This is a genomic window from Agrobacterium burrii, from assembly GCF_017313405.1.
GTDB lineage: Bacteria > Pseudomonadota > Alphaproteobacteria > Rhizobiales > Rhizobiaceae > Agrobacterium > Agrobacterium burrii.
The window spans coordinates 103,966-120,286 of sequence record NZ_JAFLNA010000012.1; the positions used below are offsets into that span (position 1 = coordinate 103,966).

General features: G+C 60.8%; 15 protein-coding genes. 9 read left to right on the top strand and 6 right to left on the bottom strand.

The genetic code is table 11. The features are described 5' to 3' along the window. Positions 1-47: 47 nt before the first annotated feature. On the bottom strand, positions 48-1,013 hold the full coding sequence (tal, locus tag JZX89_RS20935; protein WP_174374819.1) for a transaldolase: 966 nt from the start codon (positions 1,011-1,013) through the stop codon (positions 48-50). A gap of 207 nt (positions 1,014-1,220) precedes the next feature. Between tal and JZX89_RS20940 the strand changes: the two genes are divergently transcribed. Then, a complete protein-coding gene (locus tag JZX89_RS20940) occupies positions 1,221-2,207 on the top strand; it encodes a sugar-binding transcriptional regulator (protein ID WP_207135251.1) in 987 nt (328 codons plus the stop codon). A 92-nt stretch (positions 2,208-2,299) separates the two neighbouring features. On the opposite strand, the gene JZX89_RS20945 is transcribed toward JZX89_RS20940, so the two are convergent. After that, positions 2,300-2,485 carry a transcriptional regulator gene (locus JZX89_RS20945; protein ID WP_207135252.1) on the bottom strand — a complete coding sequence of 62 codons (186 nt, stop codon included), beginning with the start codon at positions 2,483-2,485 and terminating at the stop codon, positions 2,300-2,302. Positions 2,486-2,487: 2 nt separating this feature from the next. Continuing rightward, the gene (locus JZX89_RS20950) at positions 2,488-3,360 is read right to left on the bottom strand and encodes a methylated-DNA--[protein]-cysteine S-methyltransferase (protein ID WP_207135253.1); all 873 of its coding nucleotides are present in this window, start codon (positions 3,358-3,360) and stop codon (positions 2,488-2,490) included. A gap of 206 nt (positions 3,361-3,566) precedes the next feature. Here JZX89_RS20950 and JZX89_RS20955 point away from each other — a divergent pair, with 206 nt between their 5' ends. The 6 genes from JZX89_RS20955 (at position 3,567) to uxuA (ending at position 9,720) form a co-directional block, all read left to right on the top strand. Continuing rightward, on the top strand, positions 3,567-4,283 hold the full coding sequence (locus JZX89_RS20955; protein WP_149899116.1) for a FadR/GntR family transcriptional regulator: 717 nt from the start codon (positions 3,567-3,569) through the stop codon (positions 4,281-4,283). Between the two features lie 60 nt (positions 4,284-4,343). Next, a complete protein-coding gene (locus JZX89_RS20960) occupies positions 4,344-5,318 on the top strand; it encodes a sialic acid TRAP transporter substrate-binding protein SiaP (protein WP_149899117.1) in 975 nt (324 codons plus the stop codon). A gap of 74 nt (positions 5,319-5,392) precedes the next feature. Beyond that, on the top strand, positions 5,393-5,968 hold the full coding sequence (locus tag JZX89_RS20965; protein ID WP_149899118.1) for a TRAP transporter small permease: 576 nt from the start codon (positions 5,393-5,395) through the stop codon (positions 5,966-5,968). 3 nt (positions 5,969-5,971) lie between these two features. Continuing rightward, on the top strand, positions 5,972-7,378 hold the full coding sequence (locus tag JZX89_RS20970; RefSeq protein ID WP_149899119.1) for a TRAP transporter large permease: 1,407 nt from the start codon (positions 5,972-5,974) through the stop codon (positions 7,376-7,378). A gap of 70 nt (positions 7,379-7,448) precedes the next feature. Then, complete coding sequence (locus JZX89_RS20975) at positions 7,449-8,495, top strand: L-idonate 5-dehydrogenase (RefSeq protein ID WP_207135254.1); 1,047 nt, start codon at positions 7,449-7,451, stop codon at positions 8,493-8,495. 16 nt (positions 8,496-8,511) lie between these two features. Continuing rightward, entirely contained in the window at positions 8,512-9,720 is a 1,209-nt protein-coding gene (gene uxuA / locus JZX89_RS20980) for a mannonate dehydratase (RefSeq protein WP_207135255.1), read from the top strand. Between the two features lie 28 nt (positions 9,721-9,748). On the opposite strand, the gene JZX89_RS20985 is transcribed toward uxuA, so the two are convergent. Next, positions 9,749-10,099, bottom strand: a complete 351-nt coding sequence (locus JZX89_RS20985) for an antibiotic resistance protein VanZ (RefSeq protein ID WP_246746774.1) — start codon at positions 10,097-10,099, stop codon at positions 9,749-9,751. 246 nt (positions 10,100-10,345) lie between these two features. Here JZX89_RS20985 and JZX89_RS20990 point away from each other — a divergent pair, with 246 nt between their 5' ends. Both JZX89_RS20990 and aztD read left to right on the top strand, forming a co-directional pair. Then, the gene (locus JZX89_RS20990; protein ID WP_153516621.1) at positions 10,346-11,857 is read left to right on the top strand and encodes an aldehyde dehydrogenase (NADP(+)); all 1,512 of its coding nucleotides are present in this window, start codon (positions 10,346-10,348) and stop codon (positions 11,855-11,857) included. 287 nt (positions 11,858-12,144) lie between these two features. Continuing rightward, positions 12,145-13,395 carry a zinc metallochaperone AztD gene (gene aztD / locus JZX89_RS20995; protein WP_207135257.1) on the top strand — a complete coding sequence of 417 codons (1,251 nt, stop codon included), beginning with the start codon at positions 12,145-12,147 and terminating at the stop codon, positions 13,393-13,395. A gap of 69 nt (positions 13,396-13,464) precedes the next feature. On the opposite strand, the gene JZX89_RS21000 is transcribed toward aztD, so the two are convergent. After that, positions 13,465-14,463 (bottom strand): TRAP transporter substrate-binding protein, encoded by a 999-nt coding sequence (locus JZX89_RS21000; RefSeq protein ID WP_207135258.1) that lies wholly within the window; start codon positions 14,461-14,463, stop codon positions 13,465-13,467. Positions 14,464-14,479: 16 nt separating this feature from the next. Further along, positions 14,480-16,312 carry a TRAP transporter large permease gene (locus JZX89_RS21005; RefSeq protein WP_207135259.1) on the bottom strand — a complete coding sequence of 611 codons (1,833 nt, stop codon included), beginning with the start codon at positions 16,310-16,312 and terminating at the stop codon, positions 14,480-14,482. Positions 16,313-16,321: the final 9 nt, after the last annotated feature.

Below are 16,321 nucleotides of genomic sequence, written 5' to 3' on the forward strand. Positions count from 1 at the left end.
TATGCTGTGTAAACGCAAGGGGAACGTGGATTGTTCCCCTTTTTTTATCAGGCGGCAGCCAGCGTCAGTTCCTTGCGAACCATGTCGCGGAGCGACACCAGATCCTTGGCGAACAGGCGGATGCCTTCCGACAGCTTCTCGGTGGCCATCGCATCCTCGTTCATCGCCCAGCGGAACGCCTTTTCGTCGAGCGATTCCAGCGGCGCCGGCTTGGCATTATCAGGCGAAAGCTGGCGCACCAGCGTGCCGGTGTCCTTGTCCAGCTCTTCCAGCAGCGCCGGGCTGATCGTCAACCGGTCACAACCGGCCAGCGCTTCGATTTCGCCGACGTTGCGGAAGGACGCGCCCATGACGACGGTGTTGATGCCGTTGGCCTTGTAATAATTATAGATGCTGCGCACGGACACGACGCCCGGATCGGTTTCGGCAGTGTAGGTCTCGCCGGTCGATTTCTTGTACCAGTCGAGGATACGGCCAACGAAGGGCGAGATGAGGAAGGCCTTGGCCTCCGCGCAGGCAATTGCCTGAGCCTGCGAGAACAGCAGCGTCAGGTTGCAGTCGATGCCTTCGGACTGCAGAACCTCAGCCGCCTTGATGCCTTCCCAGGTGGAGGCGAGTTTGATGAGGATGCGTTCACGCTCGATGCCGCGCTCCTTATAGGACGCGATGATCTGATGCGCCTTGGCGATGGAGGCCTGCGTATCGAAAGAAAGGTCGGCATCCACTTCGGTGGAGACGCGGCCGGGAACGAGACCGGCGAGAGCCGCACCCACGGAAATGGCGAGACGGTCAGCAACGGCTGCGACAACGGCGTCGGACTGGCCGCCCTGCTTCTTGCCCCATGCGACGGCTTCTTTCACCGCATCCGCAAAGGCCGGTGTGCCGAGTGCTTTGAGAACGATGGTGGGGTTGGTGGTGCAATCCACCGGCTTCAGGCGCGCAACCGCCTCGATATCGCCGGTGTCGGCAACAACTGTTGTGATGGCGCGAAGTTGTTCGAGTTTAGACGTCATACCGAATGATCCTTCATGATCTCTTCAAAACTTGCCAAGCCGTCTTTTCGTTCCCGCACCATGGGTGCGCCCAAGGCCGAAATCGCGGTTCTGTCCGGCTCCGACTATCGCAAGCGACCGGGCCAAAAGTCAAGACATTTGCGCATCGCAATTGACATAAGTTTCACGCCTGCGATACTCGGCCGCACATAAGGAATGGCGGAAACCGTGGCGAAACTGAGAAGAGAAACCCATACGGCCTATTCGGAAGCGGCGTCTCTGCGGCTGCGCGCCGCATGGCTCTATTATAATCAGGGCATGACCCAGAAAGATGTTGCCGAGAAACTCGGCATCAGCCGCTCCACCGTCATCCGGCTTCTGGACGAAGCGATGAAGCGCTCGGAAGTGCAGATCTGGATCAACGAGGGGATCGAGGATTTCGTTGCACTGGCCGGCCAGCTGGAGGCGGCTTACGGGCTGGATGAGGCGGTGATCATTCCCTCCCCCGGCCAATCTTCTGGCAAGACCAGCGCCGAAGGCACGGCCAAGGCCGTGGGTCTGGCGCTTGGGCAATTCCTCTCCGAAGCGGTGCCGAACGGCGCCACCATCGGTGTCGGCTGGGGCCGCACCATGACCGCCTCGCTTTCCAGCTTTCGCCCGCCGCGCCGGGAAAACTGTAAGGTCGTCTCGCTGCTCGGCGGTATCGTCGCCGTGCACCAGACCAACCCGCTCGATTACACCTGGCGGCTGGCGAGCGCGCTTGGGGCGGAATGTTACATGTTTCTCGCCCCGCTGCTGGTGGATTCCGTCGAGACCAAACGGGCGCTGATCGAAAAATGCGGGCTTGCCACGCTTTACGATCTCGCCGAAACGCTTGATATCGCCATCGTTTCCTGCGGCGATATCGGCCCGCACTCCACCTCTCTGTCGGAAGGCTTCATTTCGAAGGAGACGCTGCGGGAACTCATCGATGCCGGCTGCGTCTGCGATACGATGTTCAACTTCATCGACGCGGACGGGCGCTCGGTCGATCACCCCATCAACCAGCGCGCCATGGCGATCGATCTCGATACGCTGCGCAAGGCCAAACACATCGTTCTTGCCTCCGGCGGCGCCCATCGCGCCATCGCCATTCGCGCCACCATCAAACGCACCGGCTGTAATACGCTGATCACCGATGAGGCGGCGGCACGGGCGTTGATGGAGTTGGTTTAGATTTCGTCGTGCCATTCCCGGGCGTTCGTCACAACCTCCGACGTCATCCTCTGGCCTGCCCTCGGCACGACGTGGAGCGGTAGCTACGCTTTTCAGGACTTGGCGTATTTGTCGAGAACGGCGTCAATTTCTTCTTCAGAAACAAAGACTCCAGCTTCAGCCTCGGTCAATCCTGCCCTCACACCACTTGTCCATTTCTCCCGCCCATCAAAAGAACGGCCATGAGATGGTACATCTTCACTGTTGTTATCGGGGTTCAGCTTCGAACGGTCGGCCAACGTCACACCTTCCCCGTCTCCCAACCAAGCATCGCCCGCTTGCGGGTCAACCCCCAGTGATAACCCGTCAGCGCCCCGCTTTTGCCAACGGCGCGGTGGCAGGGGACGACGAAGGAGACCGGGTTGGCGCCGACTGCTGCACCCACGGCGCGGGATGCGGTGGGCTGGCCGATATCGCAGGCGATATGGGAATAGGTGACGGCGCGGCCCATCGGGATTTTCAGCAGGCTTTCCCACACCCGCACCTGAAAATCCGTGCCGAGCAACACGACACGCAGCGGCCTGTCCGCCGCCCACAAAGACGGCTCGAAAATGCGGGCGGCGTAAGAAGCGGTCGCCTCGCGATCTTCGACATAATCGGCATTCGGCCAGCGGCCGGCCATATCTTCGAAACAGGCTCTTTCTTCGCCCGGATCGGCAAAAGCGCAGCCGGCAAGGCCACGATCCGTCACCATGACCAATGCAAGGCCGAAGGGCGAGGCGTGGAAACCGTAACGGATCGTCAGCCCGCCGCCTTTGGCCTTCCATTCGCCGGGTGACATGGCCTCATGGGTAACGAACAGATCGTGCAGGCGGCCCGGCCCCGACATGCCGACCTCGATCGAGGTCTCGAGCAGCGGCAGATCTTCCTCGCGCAGCAACCTCTTGGCATGATCGAGCGTCACTGCCCGCAGGAAAGCCTTGGGCGAAAGTCCCGCCCAACGGGTGAAGGTTTTCTGCAATTGCGTCGGCGACTGGCCGAGCCTTGCGGCAATGGCTTCGAGGGAGGGTTGCTCGCGATAATCCAGCGTCAAAAGCTCGATAACCCCGCGCACCGTCTCGTAATCGGTTCCGATGGGGGTGATGTCTTCATTCAGCATGATGTTGGCGTTCATTGCATTTCTCCTAACGCCTCACAGAAAACCACTAAAGCGCGTTCGTCTCCACCCGTTTCTTGCTTCTTACATCCTTCGACCTGGAGCAACGCAATTTTCCACTCACGGTCCGATTGACAGCACCGCATAAATGTTCCCTAATGAAATTGGTAAGACAATCTTACCGCTTGCGCGATGGGGGGAGACCTTCGCGCTGGGAGGGTATCATGTTTGTGGCTCTGGAGCCGCGCCGCCTTTACCGGCTGGTCGCGGAACAAATTCGCTTGCTCATTGAAAGCGGGGAACTGACTGATGGTCAGCGCCTGCCGGCGGAACGCGACCTTGCCGAACGCTTCGGCGTATCCCGCCCGACAGTGCGGGAAGCGTTGATCGTGCTGGAAGTGGAAGGCCATATCCACATCCGCATGGGTTCGGGCGTCTATGTAAACGCATCGCGCAAACCGGACACGCAAAAGCCGCCTCTGCCGGATGCGCATGGTCCGTTCGAAATCCTGCAGGCGCGCTGCATCATCGAAAGCGCTATTGCGGAAGAGGCCGCAAGGCTCGCCACACCGGAATTCATCGTCAAGCTCGACGACATCATCGAACGCATGGCCGGCGCGCTCGATAATTCGCCGCAGGCCCTCAATCTCGACCGCGCCTTTCACACCGCTATCGCCGATATCATCGGCAATTCGGCACTCAATCGCTTTACCGGCCTGATCTATGACGAGCGCAGCCTTTCACCCTATTTCGAAAAGCTCGCCAGCTATTTCGAGGGACCGCATACCTGGATCCTCGCCGTGCAGGAACATCGGGTGATCCGCGACGCGATCGCGGCAAATGACCCGGAAGGCGCGCGCGAGGCGATGCGACAGCATCTGACACTGTCGCAAAAGAGATTTTCCGAGAGTTTCGGGGAGGAAACGATCGGAGAAGAGTGACCGTGCCGCAACCGGCGACGGAAAAACAGAAATCTGGCTTTAATTCGGGAGGAGTTAAGAATGAAAATCAGATTGTCGACTTTAATGGGTGCAACCGCTGCCATCCTGCTTTCGGCCATGGCGGCGCAGGCGCAAACCGCGCTCAAATGGGCGCATGTCTATGAGACCTCGGAGCCGTTCCACACGGATTCGGTGTGGGCCGCCGAAGAGATCGCCAAGCGGACAGACGGCCGCTACAAGATCGACGTTTTCCCGGCGTCTCAGCTGGGCAAGGAAGCCGATATCAACCAGGGCCTGAAGCTCGGCACGGTTGACATCATCATTTCGGGTTCAAGCTTCGCCGCACGCGATCACAAGCCCATCGGCGTCACCTATTTTCCCTATATCTTCCGCGATCCCGGTCATCTGATCTCCTATACCAAAAGCGATGTCTTCAAGAAGCTCGCCAAGGGCTACGAGGACAAGACCGGCAACCACATCGTCGCCGTCAGCTATTATGGGACGCGCCACACCACATCCAACCGGCCGATTGAAAAATGCGGTGACATGGCCGGCCTGAAAATGCGCGTTCCCGACGTTCCGGCTTATCTGGCCATGCCGCGCGCCTGCGGCGCCAACACGACGCCGATCGCCTTTGCTGAAGTCTATCTGGCTCTTCAGAACGGCACCGTCGAGGCGCAGGAAAACCCGTTGACGACGATCGAGGCGAAGAAATTCTACGAAGTCCAGAAGAACATCGTTCTGACGGGCCACATCGTTGATCACCTCAACACCCTCGTCTCGAAAACCCGCTGGGCGAGCCTTTCGGATGAAGACAAGAAAATCTTCACCGAGGTGATGCAGGAAGCGGCGGCCCGCACGACGAAAACGATCGAAGCCCGTGAGAAGGCGCTGGTCGACGAGTTCAAATCCAAGGGCATCACTGTCGCCGAGGTGGACAAGGCCGACTTCGAGAAAAACGTCATCGAAAAGGTGAAGCTTGAAGACTTCGGCTACGAAAAGGCCGATTGGGACGCCATCCGCGCCATCAAATAATGCGTGAGCCTGTCCCGGCGCCGTCAGGCGCCGGGATATCCTCAACCGAGACATTCGGACTGGAGTTCCCGCCAATGACCGACCATCAAAACACACCCATCAGTGTGGAAGAAATGGCGCATGCCTTCGAAGAAGATACCGGCCCCGTCGATCTTTCGCCCTATGCCGTGGAAGACTGGATAACCCTTGCCGTTTTCTGGGGCATGGGCCTTTCCGTCTTCCTGCAATTCTTCACCCGTTACGTGTTGAACGACAGCTTCGCATGGACGGAAGAAATTGCCGCCAATTGCCTCGTCGTCGTCGTTTTTCTGGGTTCGGTCATGTGCGTGCGTATGTTTCGGCACATTCACGTCGATCTGATCTACCGCTTCGTGCCGAAGCCCGTCGGGCGTTTTCTGGAGTTGATCGTCGATCTCATCACCATCGGTTTCTTCGCCTACATCACCTGGCTGATGTGGCGTTATCTCGAAATCGTGGGTGATGAGCGGATGGTCACCGTCGACCTGCCGCGCGGCATTGTCTTCTACACCGTTTTCGCCGCTTTCGCGCTGATGTTCCTGCGTGCCCTGCACAATTTCATCAAGGACATCACCGGCAAGCAAACCGTGCGTGAAAAGGCTCAGGAAGCCGTAAGCACACAGGGAATCTAGACCATGCTTTTGCTCATCGGTTCATTTCTTCTGCTTCTCATCATCGGCACGCCGGTGGCCGTTTCCATGGCCGTCAGCTCGCTTCTTTATCTCATCCTCTACGACGTAGCACCCGATATCATCGCGGCCCAGCGCATGATCGCCGGCGTCGAAAGCTTCCCGCTCATTGCCGTGCCGTTCTTCATCCTCGCCGGCAATCTGATGAACATCGCAGGGGTCACAAGCCGCATCTACCGCTTCGCACTGGCGCTCGTCGGCTGGATGAAGGGTGGTCTGGCGCAGGTCAACATCATCGGTTCGGTGGTTTTTTCCGGCATGTCGGGCACAGCGCTTGCGGATGCCGCAGGCATCGGCACCATCGAGATCAAGGCCATGAAGGATCACGGCTATCCGGTCGAAGCGGCCGTCGGCGTCACCGCCGCCTCGGCCACGCTCGGGCCGATTTTTCCGCCATCCTTGCCCTTCGTGATCTACGGCATGATGGCCAACGCCTCTATCGGCGCGCTGTTCATGGCAGGCATCATTCCCGGCGTCGTCATGACCGTGCTGATGATGTTGACGGTCTATATTTTCGCAAAACGCAAGGGCTGGGGTTCCGACACGCCCTTCGAACTGAAAAAACTTCTTTCTGCGTCGCTGGAAATCGTGATCGTTCTGAGCTTTCCGGTTGCAGTCTATCTGATGATCCTTGCCGGCCTGTCGCTCAATGTCGCCGTCCTTATCGGCCTCGCCCTGCTTGTCGCGCTGGACTGGTATTACGACTTCTCAGCCGTGATGGCGCTGATGACGCCGGTGCTTTTGATCGGCGGCATGACGATGGGCTGGTTCACCCCGACCGAAGCGGCGGTCGCTGCGGTCCTCTGGTCGCTCTTCCTCGGGCTGGTGCGCTACCGTACCATGACATTCAAGACATTGGCCAAGGCCAGTTTCGATACGATCGAGACGACCGCCTCGGTTCTTTTCATCGTCACGGCGGCATCGATCTTCGCATGGCTGCTGACGGTGAGCCAGGCGGCCCAGCTGTTCTCCGACTTCATGTTCGCGATGACGGACAACTGGTGGACCTTCCTCATCATCGTCAACATTCTGCTTCTGGTGGTCGGCGCGTTTCTCGACACCATCGCCGCCATCAGCATTCTGGTGCCGATCCTGATGCCGGTCGCCGCGCGCTACGGCATCGATCCGGTGCATCTCGGCCTGATCGTCACGCTGAACCTGATGATCGGTCTTTTGACCCCGCCTGTCGGCATGGTGCTCTTCGTCCTGTCTCGTATTTCGAAAATGTCGGTGGAGCGGACCACGCTCGCCATCCTGCCCTGGATGATCCCGCTTTTTGTGGCACTGGCGCTGATCACCTTCATACCATCGGTAACGCTGTGGCTACCGACCCAGCTCGGCCTCATCCGCTGATCGAACCAGACCTGCGCGGCCCGGCGTCGCGCAGCTTTTCCGATATGAATGCATTCGAAAGGACCCCGTCATGCAGACACGCGTGGCACGTCTACACGGCGCGAAGGACATCCGCGTCGAAACACAGGATACCGAGGCTCCCGGCCCCGGCGAAGTCTTACTCGCCATGGCGGCAGGCGGCATCTGCGGCTCCGATCTGCATTATTATCAGGATGGCGGTTTCGGCCCGGTGCGGGTGCGCGAGCCGATCATCTGCGGCCACGAGGCATCCGGCCATGTGGCGGCTTTGGGGGCGGGCGTCAGCGGGCTTGCCATCGGCCAGCTCGTCGCCGTCAACCCTTCGCAGCCCTGCGGTCATTGCCACTTCTGCCTGAAGGGCCAGCCGATCCATTGCCTCGAGATGCGCTTCATGGGCAGCGCCATGCGCATGCCGCATGAGCAGGGCATGTTCCGCGACCGGCTGGTGGTTCCGGCCAAACAATGCGCGGCATTTTCAGACGCCACCTCGCCCGCCGAGGCCGCCTGCACCGAACCGCTCGCCGTCTGCCTGCATGCCGTCGCCCAGGCAGGCGATCTGACCGGGGCCAAGGTTTTGGTAACCGGCGCTGGCCCCATCGGCCTTCTTACCATCGCCGCCGCCCGCCATGCCGGCGCGAGCGTCATCGTCGCCACCGACTTAACCGATGCGGCGCTGGAACGCGCACCCGCCATGGGCGCGGACCGCACCATCAATGTCGCGAAGGACGCAGACGCGCTTTTGCCCTATCAGGAAAACAAGGGTTATTTCGACGTCATTTTCGATTGCTCCGCTGCCGGCCCCGCGCTTCGCACGGCCTTTGCCTGCGTGCGCCCCCGCGGCGCCATCGTGCAGGTGGGCGTCACCGGCGATATCACCATTCCGCTCAATGCGCTGGTGGGCAAGGAAATCCTCTGGCGCGGCTCACAGCGTTTCCACGAGGAGTTCGCCATCGCCGCCGGCCTGATCTCCTCGCGCGGGATCGATGTGCGGCCGATCATTTCCCACAGCTTCCCGCTGGAAGACGCGAAAGCCGCATTCGAACAGGCCGGAGACCGCTCCGCCGCCTGCAAGGTGCAACTGACATTTTCCGCAGACTGATATTTGAGGATTAAAGATGAGACATACATGGCGCTGGTTCGGCCCGGTCGACAAGGTCACGGTTCAGGATGCGGCTCAGGCGGGCGCGGAAGGCATCGTCAGCGCGCTGCATCATATTGCCACCGGCGATGTCTGGCCGGTGGACGAGATCGCCAAGCGGCATGAGGCGATCAAGGCCGGAGGGCTTTATTGGGACGTGGTCGAAAGCGTGCCGGTCTCCGAAGAAATCAAGACCCAGACCGGCGACTGGAAAAACCATATCGCCAACTGGCAGGAAACGCTGCGCCGCCTCTCTGCCTCCGGCATCCGCACCGTCTGCTACAACTTCATGCCCGTTCTGGACTGGACCCGCACCGACCTGCGCTGGGAAACCAGACACGGCGCGAAAGCGATGCGTTTCGATCTTCCCGATTTCGCAGCCTTCGACATTCATATTCTGAAGCGCCCCGACGCGAAGGCCGACTATCCGGAGTGGCTGGTGGCGGAAGCGGCAAAACGCTTCGCCGACATGCCCGACACGAAAATCGCGGCCCTCGGTCGCAATATCGGCGCGGGCCTGCCCGGCTCGGCGGATGGTTATACGCTCGCCCAGCTTCTCGAAAAACTGCGCTCCTATCACGGTATCAACCGTGAAAGGCTGCAACAGAACCTGATCGACTTCCTCTCGGAGGTGACGCCGGTTGCCGAAGAGGTCGGCATCAATATCTGTGCACACGGCGACGATCCGCCATGGCCCCTGCTCGGCCTGCCGCGCATTCTCTCAACGGAAGCCGACTATGCCCATATGCTCTCAAAGGTCGATAGCCGCGCCAATGGCGTTACGCTCTGCACCGGCTCTCTCGGGGCGCGGGCGGATAACGACCTGCCCTTCATCGCCAGCCGTTTTGCCGATCGCATCCATTTCGTGCATCTGCGCAATGTGACGCGTGACACCGATACCGTGCCCTGCTCATTCTTCGAGGATGAGCATCTGGAAGGCGGCACCGACATGGTCGCCGTCATCGCCGCACTTCTGTCGGAGGAAACCCGTCGTCGCGCCGAAGGCCGTGAAGATCACACCATCCCGATGCGGCCCGATCATGGGCAGGAAATCCTAGACGACCTGACGCGCGGGGCGCAGCCCGGTTATCCCGCCATCGGCCGGCTGAAAGGGCTGGCGGAGCTGCGCGGTATCGAGCGCACCCTGTCGCACGGCCGTTTCGGGCTGGCGAACGGGCAAGGCTGAGCAAGATAATTGACCGCAGGCTTCCCCGTCAGCCGGCGGTCAGTCGTCCCCTGAACAGCAGACAGGTAATGGTGAAAAGCCCGCCGGCAATGGCGCCGGCGGCTTTCACGGCAGCATCCATCAGATGCGGATGACGTGTGGGCGACAGAAACTGCATCGCTTCGATACCAAAAGCTGCTGTGACACCCGCAACGATGACGGCGAGCCAGTGGCGCGGATAGGCAAACACGAAAGCCGCCGAACAGAAAGCGAAGGCAGCGGCACGGTCTATCCCCACCGTCGTCAGCGTGTGAGGCCGAAAGCCGATCGGGCAGATTGTAACGATCACGATCAGCAGAAGAACCGACCAGGCGATGCATTTCGGAAGTCTATTTGTCATCATGACGTCATATAAAACGCCGTGCGCGTAAACGGAAGCGGGTCTTTTTCACATCTCGCCCAATTAATCACACTTTTTGATCAAATAGTTGCGAAACCGCCTTTCGTTGCGGCCCCACACGGGCTAATGCAGAAGGCGACCGGGCGAGGATCGCGGCTGATGGCGTTGACGCTGTCGCCTTTCGGTCCCATGTCACGGTATCGGGTGGATTTTCCACACAGGATCAGATTTTCAGGGATGAGCACAATGAGTTTCAAGCCGCACGGCAAACATCTGGTTGCAGGAGAATGGGTCGCAACGGATGCAAAATTCCGCAGCGAGCCTGCACATGGCGAGGCTTTCGATTTTTCGGTCGGCACGGTCGATCTGGTGAACAAAGCTGCAGAAGCCGCTGAAGAAGCCTTCTGGAGCTATGGCTACACCACCCGCGAAGAGCGCGCCGCATTCCTCGACACCATCGCCGATGAGATTGAAGCACGCGCCGACGCCATCACCGAAATCGGCTCGTCCGAGACCGGCCTGCCCGCAGGACGCCTGCAGGGCGAACGTGGCCGCACCGTTGGCCAGCTCCGCCTTTTCGCCTCGCATATCCGCAAGGGTGATTATCTCGACCGCCGCCACGACGAAGCGCTGCCGGATCGCCAGCCGCTGCCGCGCCCGGATATCCGCCTGATGCAGCGCCCGATTGGCCCTGTCGCCGTCTTTGGCGCGTCGAACTTCCCGCTCGCCTTCTCCACGGCCGGTGGTGACACCGCCGCCGCTCTGGCTGCCGGCTGCCCCGTCGTCGTCAAGGGCCATTCCGCACATCCCGGCACCGGTGAAATCGTTGCCGAAGCCGTTCTCGCCGCCGTCAAGAAGCACAATCTGCATCCCGGCGTCTTCTCGCTGATTCAGGGCGGCCGCCGCGATGTCGGTTCCGCGCTCGTGCAGCATCCGCGCATCAAGGCGGTCGGCTTTACCGGTTCGCTCGCCGGCGGCCGCGCGCTGTTCGATCTCTGCGCCCAACGCCCCGAGCCGATCCCCTTCTTCGGCGAACTCGGTTCCGTCAACCCGATGTTCCTGCTGCCGGAAGCTGTTTCCGCTCGCGGTGAAGCCATCGCCAAGGGCTGGGCCGGTTCGCTGACCATGGGTGCCGGCCAGTTCTGCACCAATCCCGGCATCGCCGTCGTTCTTGCCTCGCAGGCGGATGCGGTTGCCGAAACCGCACGTGCAGCTCTTTCCGAAGTCGGCCCGCAGGTCATGCTGACCGACGGCATTGCCGCTGCCTATCGTGACGGTCGCGACCGTATCGCCGCGGGCAATGGCGTGCGCGACGTGCTGACCACCACCTGCGATCTGCGCAATGCAACGCCCTACCTGTTCCGTGTTTCGGGCAAGGACTGGGTTGCCAACCACGCGCTTGCCGAAGAGGTTTTCGGACCGCTCGGCCTGATCGTCACGGTTGATAGCCCGGAAGAAATGCTGGAAGTCGCAAAGAGCTTCGAAGGCCAGCTGACCGCAACCCTGCATCTTGACGGTGGCGACGCCGAACTCGGCCGCAAGCTGCTGCCGATCCTGGAGCGCAAGGCAGGCCGCGTTCTCGCCAACGGTTTCCCGACCGGCGTGGAAGTCTCCGAAGCCATGGTCCACGGCGGCCCTTACCCGGCATCGACGAACTTCGGCGCAACCTCGGTTGGCACCATGTCGATCCGACGCTTCACGCGTCCGGTTTCCTACCAGAACATTCCTTCGGACGTTCTGCCTGCGGATATCCGCTAAAACTGATGGAGGCAGGCGCAGCGATGCGCCTGCTTTTTTTCCGGCTTTACAGCCCTTCGGGAAATACGGCCTGACGCTGAAGCGTCACTTGCCTCCTCCCGCCTCCCCTTTTCTCGCCTCACTGTCTCCATCCAGATTTTTCCGCACCAGGACGTCGGCATCGGTTGACATCGCCCCCGCACGTAATGCTAATACGCAATCTCGTAACGTAATAACATTACAATCATCCTTCAGAGCCGACACCGGTTCGTATCCGCAAAAGGATGATAACGTCTGGAAGGAACACCATGAGATTTTCCCTTCAACAGCACCTTGGCATGAGCGCGCTTGCCACGTGCCTTGCCCTCACCCTGCCGCTGGCCTCTGGCGTGGCGCAGGCGGAAGAAAGCGGCGACAGCGTCAAGGAATGGCGTCTTTTCATCGCCGATCACACCCAGCCGGTGGTGCGCGCCATCAATTTCGAAACCGGCAAGGAACTCGGACACTACGACCTCAAGGGCTATGCGGCACTGACCGCCAGCGCCTCCGGCAAGACTGTTTTCGCCACACAGTCAGATGCCGATATCGTGCATGTGATCAAGACCGGCATCGTTTTTTCCGACCACGGCGAGCATCGCGATCTGGATGTGGAAGATACGGCACTGCTGCCCGTTACCTTCGAAGGCAAACGCCCGTTCCACGTCGTGCCCCACGATGACCATGCCATCCTCTTCTACGACCGTGGCGGCAAGGCTGAGATCATCGATGAGGCCACCCTGCTGGATGGCAAGGCAAAGGTCCGCACCGTCGACACGACCGCCCCACATCATGGCGTGGCGGTGACAATGGGCCGTTACGTTCTGGTGTCTGTACCCAACACGCAGATCGAAACCAAACCCGACACGCTGCCGCCCCGCATCGGGCTGCGCGTTCTTGACAGGGAAGGCAAGCAGATTGGTGAACAGGCAACATGCACCGATCTGCACGGTGAGGCGACATCCGCACGGCTTGCGGCTTTCGGCTGCAAGGAAGGCATCCTCGTTGCCCGGCCGGGCGGCACGGATGGTCCGAAGCTCGAAATGCTGGCCTATCCGGAAGATTTCCCGAAAGCCTATACCGGCACGCTGCTCGGCGGCAAATCCATGCAGTTTTTCCTTGGAAACTACGGTGAGGACAAGGTCGTCCTGATCGATCCTGACAGCAAGGACGCCTTCCGCCTGGTGGAGCTGCCGACCCGGCGCGTCGATTTCATCCTCGACCCCGCCAATCCGCGCAATGCCTACATCCTGACGGAAGATGGCGACCTGCATGTGCTTGACGTTCTGGAAGGCGCCATCACCCGCAAGGCGAAGGTCACCGAACCCTACAGCAAGGATGGCCATTGGCGCGATCCGCGTCCGCGTCTCGCCGTTGCCGACGGGCAGATCGCAATTTCCGATCCGCGCCATTCGCTGGTACGCGTGGTGGATGCGGAAAGCCTGAAGGAAACCCGCACGCTTGCGGTGGAAGGCCAGCCCTACTCCATCGTTGCCGTTGGCGGCTCCGGCGCTTCGCACTGATACCGAACAAAAGAAACCCCGTGCGCCCGAAGAGCACACGGGGTTTCCTGATTTTGAAGGCCCGTATTATCAGGCCGACTGCACAGCCTGTATCTTCTCGATGCCGCCGACAATGCCGGCGAAATCCTGCCAGACGCCCTGCGCGCCCTTGCGCCATTCGTCCAGCGCTTCCGGCTGCAGCACCTTGCCGCCCTTGGAAAGCGCAAGCTCGACGGACTTCACTTCGTCCTCGACGATCAGCTGGTTGAAATATCGCGCGCCTTCGCTCGATGCTTCCAGGAGAACCTTCTTCTCTTCGTCGTCCAGCTGGTTCCAGAAGGTCGCACCGTAATAGACCACGCCTGAAGCCCAGATGTGGCCGGTTTCCGTCAGATACGGCACGACCTCGTAAAGCTTGAAGCCGGCATAGGCGGACTTGGTGAGATCCATGGCATCAGCCACGCCGGTTGCCAGCGCATTATAGGTCTCGGTGATCGGGATACCGACCGGCGTGGTGCCGAAGGCGCTCCACAGTTTGGTGTGCAGCGGGCTCTGGATGACGCGGATTTTCTTGCCTTCCAGCTGCTCCGGCCGGGTGACCGGTTCCTTGGTCAGAAGATGGCGCGCGCCGTAATTGATGAAATCGGCGGCGATGAATTGCTGGGCGGCGAGCTTGGTCTTCAGATCAGTGCCAGTCTCGCCCGTCACCACCTTGCGCACATGGTCGGCATCGCGGAACAGGAAGGGCAGATCGAGGATTTGCAGTTCCGGCACCCAACCCGAAAGCGAGGAGACTGTCGAAAGGCTCGCCTGAACCGAGCCCAGCCGGATATTTTCCGCCACTTCCTTTTCGCCACCCAGCGCACCGCTCTTGACGATGTTGAAACGGAAACGGCCGGGCAGCTTCGCCTCCACCAGCTCGCTGATCTTCACCCAGATTTTCGTCTCCGGCTTGTCATCGGCAAACAGCGAGGCGACGGTGATGCTGCGGGTTCTGGCATTTGCCGTGCGCACGAAAGCCGGCGCGGCGAGCGTTGCGGCGCCGATGGCGGAGAGTTTGAGGAGATTGCGGCGATCGATAATAGTCATGACTGAAACCCCAAATTTAGAAGAAAATGGCCCAGGCGCACAAAATGGCGAGGGAAACGAGAAGCGAGACGAGATAGGGAACGACGGCCCGGAAAAGTGCTGTCGCCGGAATGCGGGTGACGCCGCTGACCACGAAGATCAGCATGCCGAGCGGCGGCGTCAGGCCATGGATCATCAGATTGACCACGAGAATGACGCCGAAATGGATGGGATCGATGCCCGCTGCCACGGCAGCGGGCAACAGGATCGGCCCGAACAGCAGGATGGCAGCACCAATATCCAGCACCAGCCCGACCGCGAGCAGGATGAGATTGGAGAGCAGAAGTACCGCGATCTTGCTGCCGCCCAGAAGCGTGACAAAGTCGGTGACGAGGCCGGAGACATTGTCCACTGCCAGCAGGAAGGCAAAGGGGCCAGCCGTGCCGATCAGAAGACCGATCGCCGCTGCTTCACCCGCCGACTGGCGGAAGGTCGCGAAAATGCGGCCCGCGCCCAGCCGGTAACCGAAGCCGAGAAACAGCGTGTATAGCGCCGCAAGGGCCGCAGCCTCCGTGGTGGTGACAACGCCGATGCGGATGCCGACCACCACGATGACGCCAAGCCCGAAGGCAGGTATCGCGGCCACGGCCGAACGCCAGCGTTCGCTGCCTGTCGCGCGCGGCAGGGTATCGACGCTGCGCACGCTGAGATGGATTGCCACCGCAAGGCAGACCGCCATCAGTCCGCCGGCGAAGAAGCCGCCGACCAGCAACGAGCCCACCGACAGGTTGGTGGCCGTTGCAAGGATGAGAAAGGCGATGGAGGGCGGAATGACATTGTCCAGCACCGAGGTGGCGGCAATGATCGCGCCCGCCTGCGCTGGCGGATAGCCGTGCTTCACCAGTTCCGGCTGGAAAGTGGAAGCACCGAAGGCGGCGTTGGCGACCGAGGAGCCGGATGCGCCGGAAAACAGCACGCTGGTCAAAAGCGTCGTCTGCGCCAGCCCCGCCCGCCGGTGGCCGACCATGGAGGCGGCAAAACGAACCAGCTGGTTGGCGACGCCCGATTCCGTCAGCAGGCTGCCGGCCAGCAGGAAGAAGGGAATGGCAAGCAGCAGGAATTTCGACATGCCCGTCACCGTCGAGGACACGATAGCCGGCTCCGGCAAGGTGCTGCCGAAGGCGATCGCCACATAGGCGGCGGCAAGGAAGGCATGGGCAAGCGGTGCGGCCAGAACCAGCCCCACGGCCGCCGTGAGCGCCAGAAACAGGCTTGGCGGCAGGCTCGTATCGACAAACAGTTCCGGCAGGCCGACATAAGAAACGACCGCGATGGCGACGGAGAGCAGAACGGCAAGCGCCTTGCCTTCACCGACCCGTTGAAGCGCCAGATACACAAAGATCAGCGCGCCGCCTGCACCGAGAAAACCGAAGCGCACCCATTCTGGCAGACCAAGCGTTGGCGATGTGCCGCCCAGCATGGCCGCAATCTCCACCCCGCCGAAGGCGAGGATGAGGGCTGCGACGAAGGAAAAGGCATCGGCCAGAACTTCGGTTGCGGCATGAAAGCGTTCCGGCAGGAAGCGCACGAATACATCCAGCCGCATGGCCAAAGCGCTCTTGAGGCTGAGCGGCGCGCCGACCGCGATCATCGCCACATTGAGCCAGATGCCCAGATCTTCCGCGCCGATGAAACCGGTATGGAACAGATATCGCAGGGTGACATTGACCAGCACCACCACAAGAAGCGTCGCAAGGATGGCGGCGGCAACCGCGCCCAGCGCCTTGTCCAGAACGGCAAGCGCCCGCTCGGCCACGCGTTGTGGACCGAAGCGCCTTTGCGCGATTGTTGTTGCCGGACTTGCCGTCATGTTGTTCTT

Excerpts from the sequence above, each read along its gene's own strand:
- JZX89_RS20970 (WP_149899119.1), top strand. The coding sequence starts at position 5,972 with ATGCTTTTGCTCATCGGTTCATTTCTTCTGCTTCTCATCATCGGCACG.
- JZX89_RS20990 (WP_153516621.1), top strand. The coding sequence starts at position 10,346 with ATGAGTTTCAAGCCGCACGGCAAACATCTGGTTGCAGGAGAATGGGTC.
- JZX89_RS20975 (WP_207135254.1), top strand. The coding sequence starts at position 7,449 with ATGCAGACACGCGTGGCACGTCTACACGGCGCGAAGGACATCCGCGTC.
- JZX89_RS21005 (WP_207135259.1), bottom strand. The coding sequence starts at position 16,312 with ATGACGGCAAGTCCGGCAACAACAATCGCGCAAAGGCGCTTCGGTCCA.
- JZX89_RS20955 (WP_149899116.1), top strand. The coding sequence starts at position 3,567 with ATGTTTGTGGCTCTGGAGCCGCGCCGCCTTTACCGGCTGGTCGCGGAA.
- JZX89_RS20960 (WP_149899117.1), top strand. The coding sequence starts at position 4,344 with ATGAAAATCAGATTGTCGACTTTAATGGGTGCAACCGCTGCCATCCTG.
- uxuA (WP_207135255.1), top strand. The coding sequence starts at position 8,512 with ATGAGACATACATGGCGCTGGTTCGGCCCGGTCGACAAGGTCACGGTT.
- JZX89_RS20965 (WP_149899118.1), top strand. The coding sequence starts at position 5,393 with ATGACCGACCATCAAAACACACCCATCAGTGTGGAAGAAATGGCGCAT.
- aztD (WP_207135257.1), top strand. The coding sequence starts at position 12,145 with ATGAGATTTTCCCTTCAACAGCACCTTGGCATGAGCGCGCTTGCCACG.
- JZX89_RS20950 (WP_207135253.1), bottom strand. The coding sequence starts at position 3,360 with ATGAACGCCAACATCATGCTGAATGAAGACATCACCCCCATCGGAACC.
- JZX89_RS21000 (WP_207135258.1), bottom strand. The coding sequence starts at position 14,463 with ATGACTATTATCGATCGCCGCAATCTCCTCAAACTCTCCGCCATCGGC.
- tal (WP_174374819.1), bottom strand. The coding sequence starts at position 1,013 with ATGACGTCTAAACTCGAACAACTTCGCGCCATCACAACAGTTGTTGCC.
- JZX89_RS20985 (WP_246746774.1), bottom strand. The coding sequence starts at position 10,099 with ATGACAAATAGACTTCCGAAATGCATCGCCTGGTCGGTTCTTCTGCTG.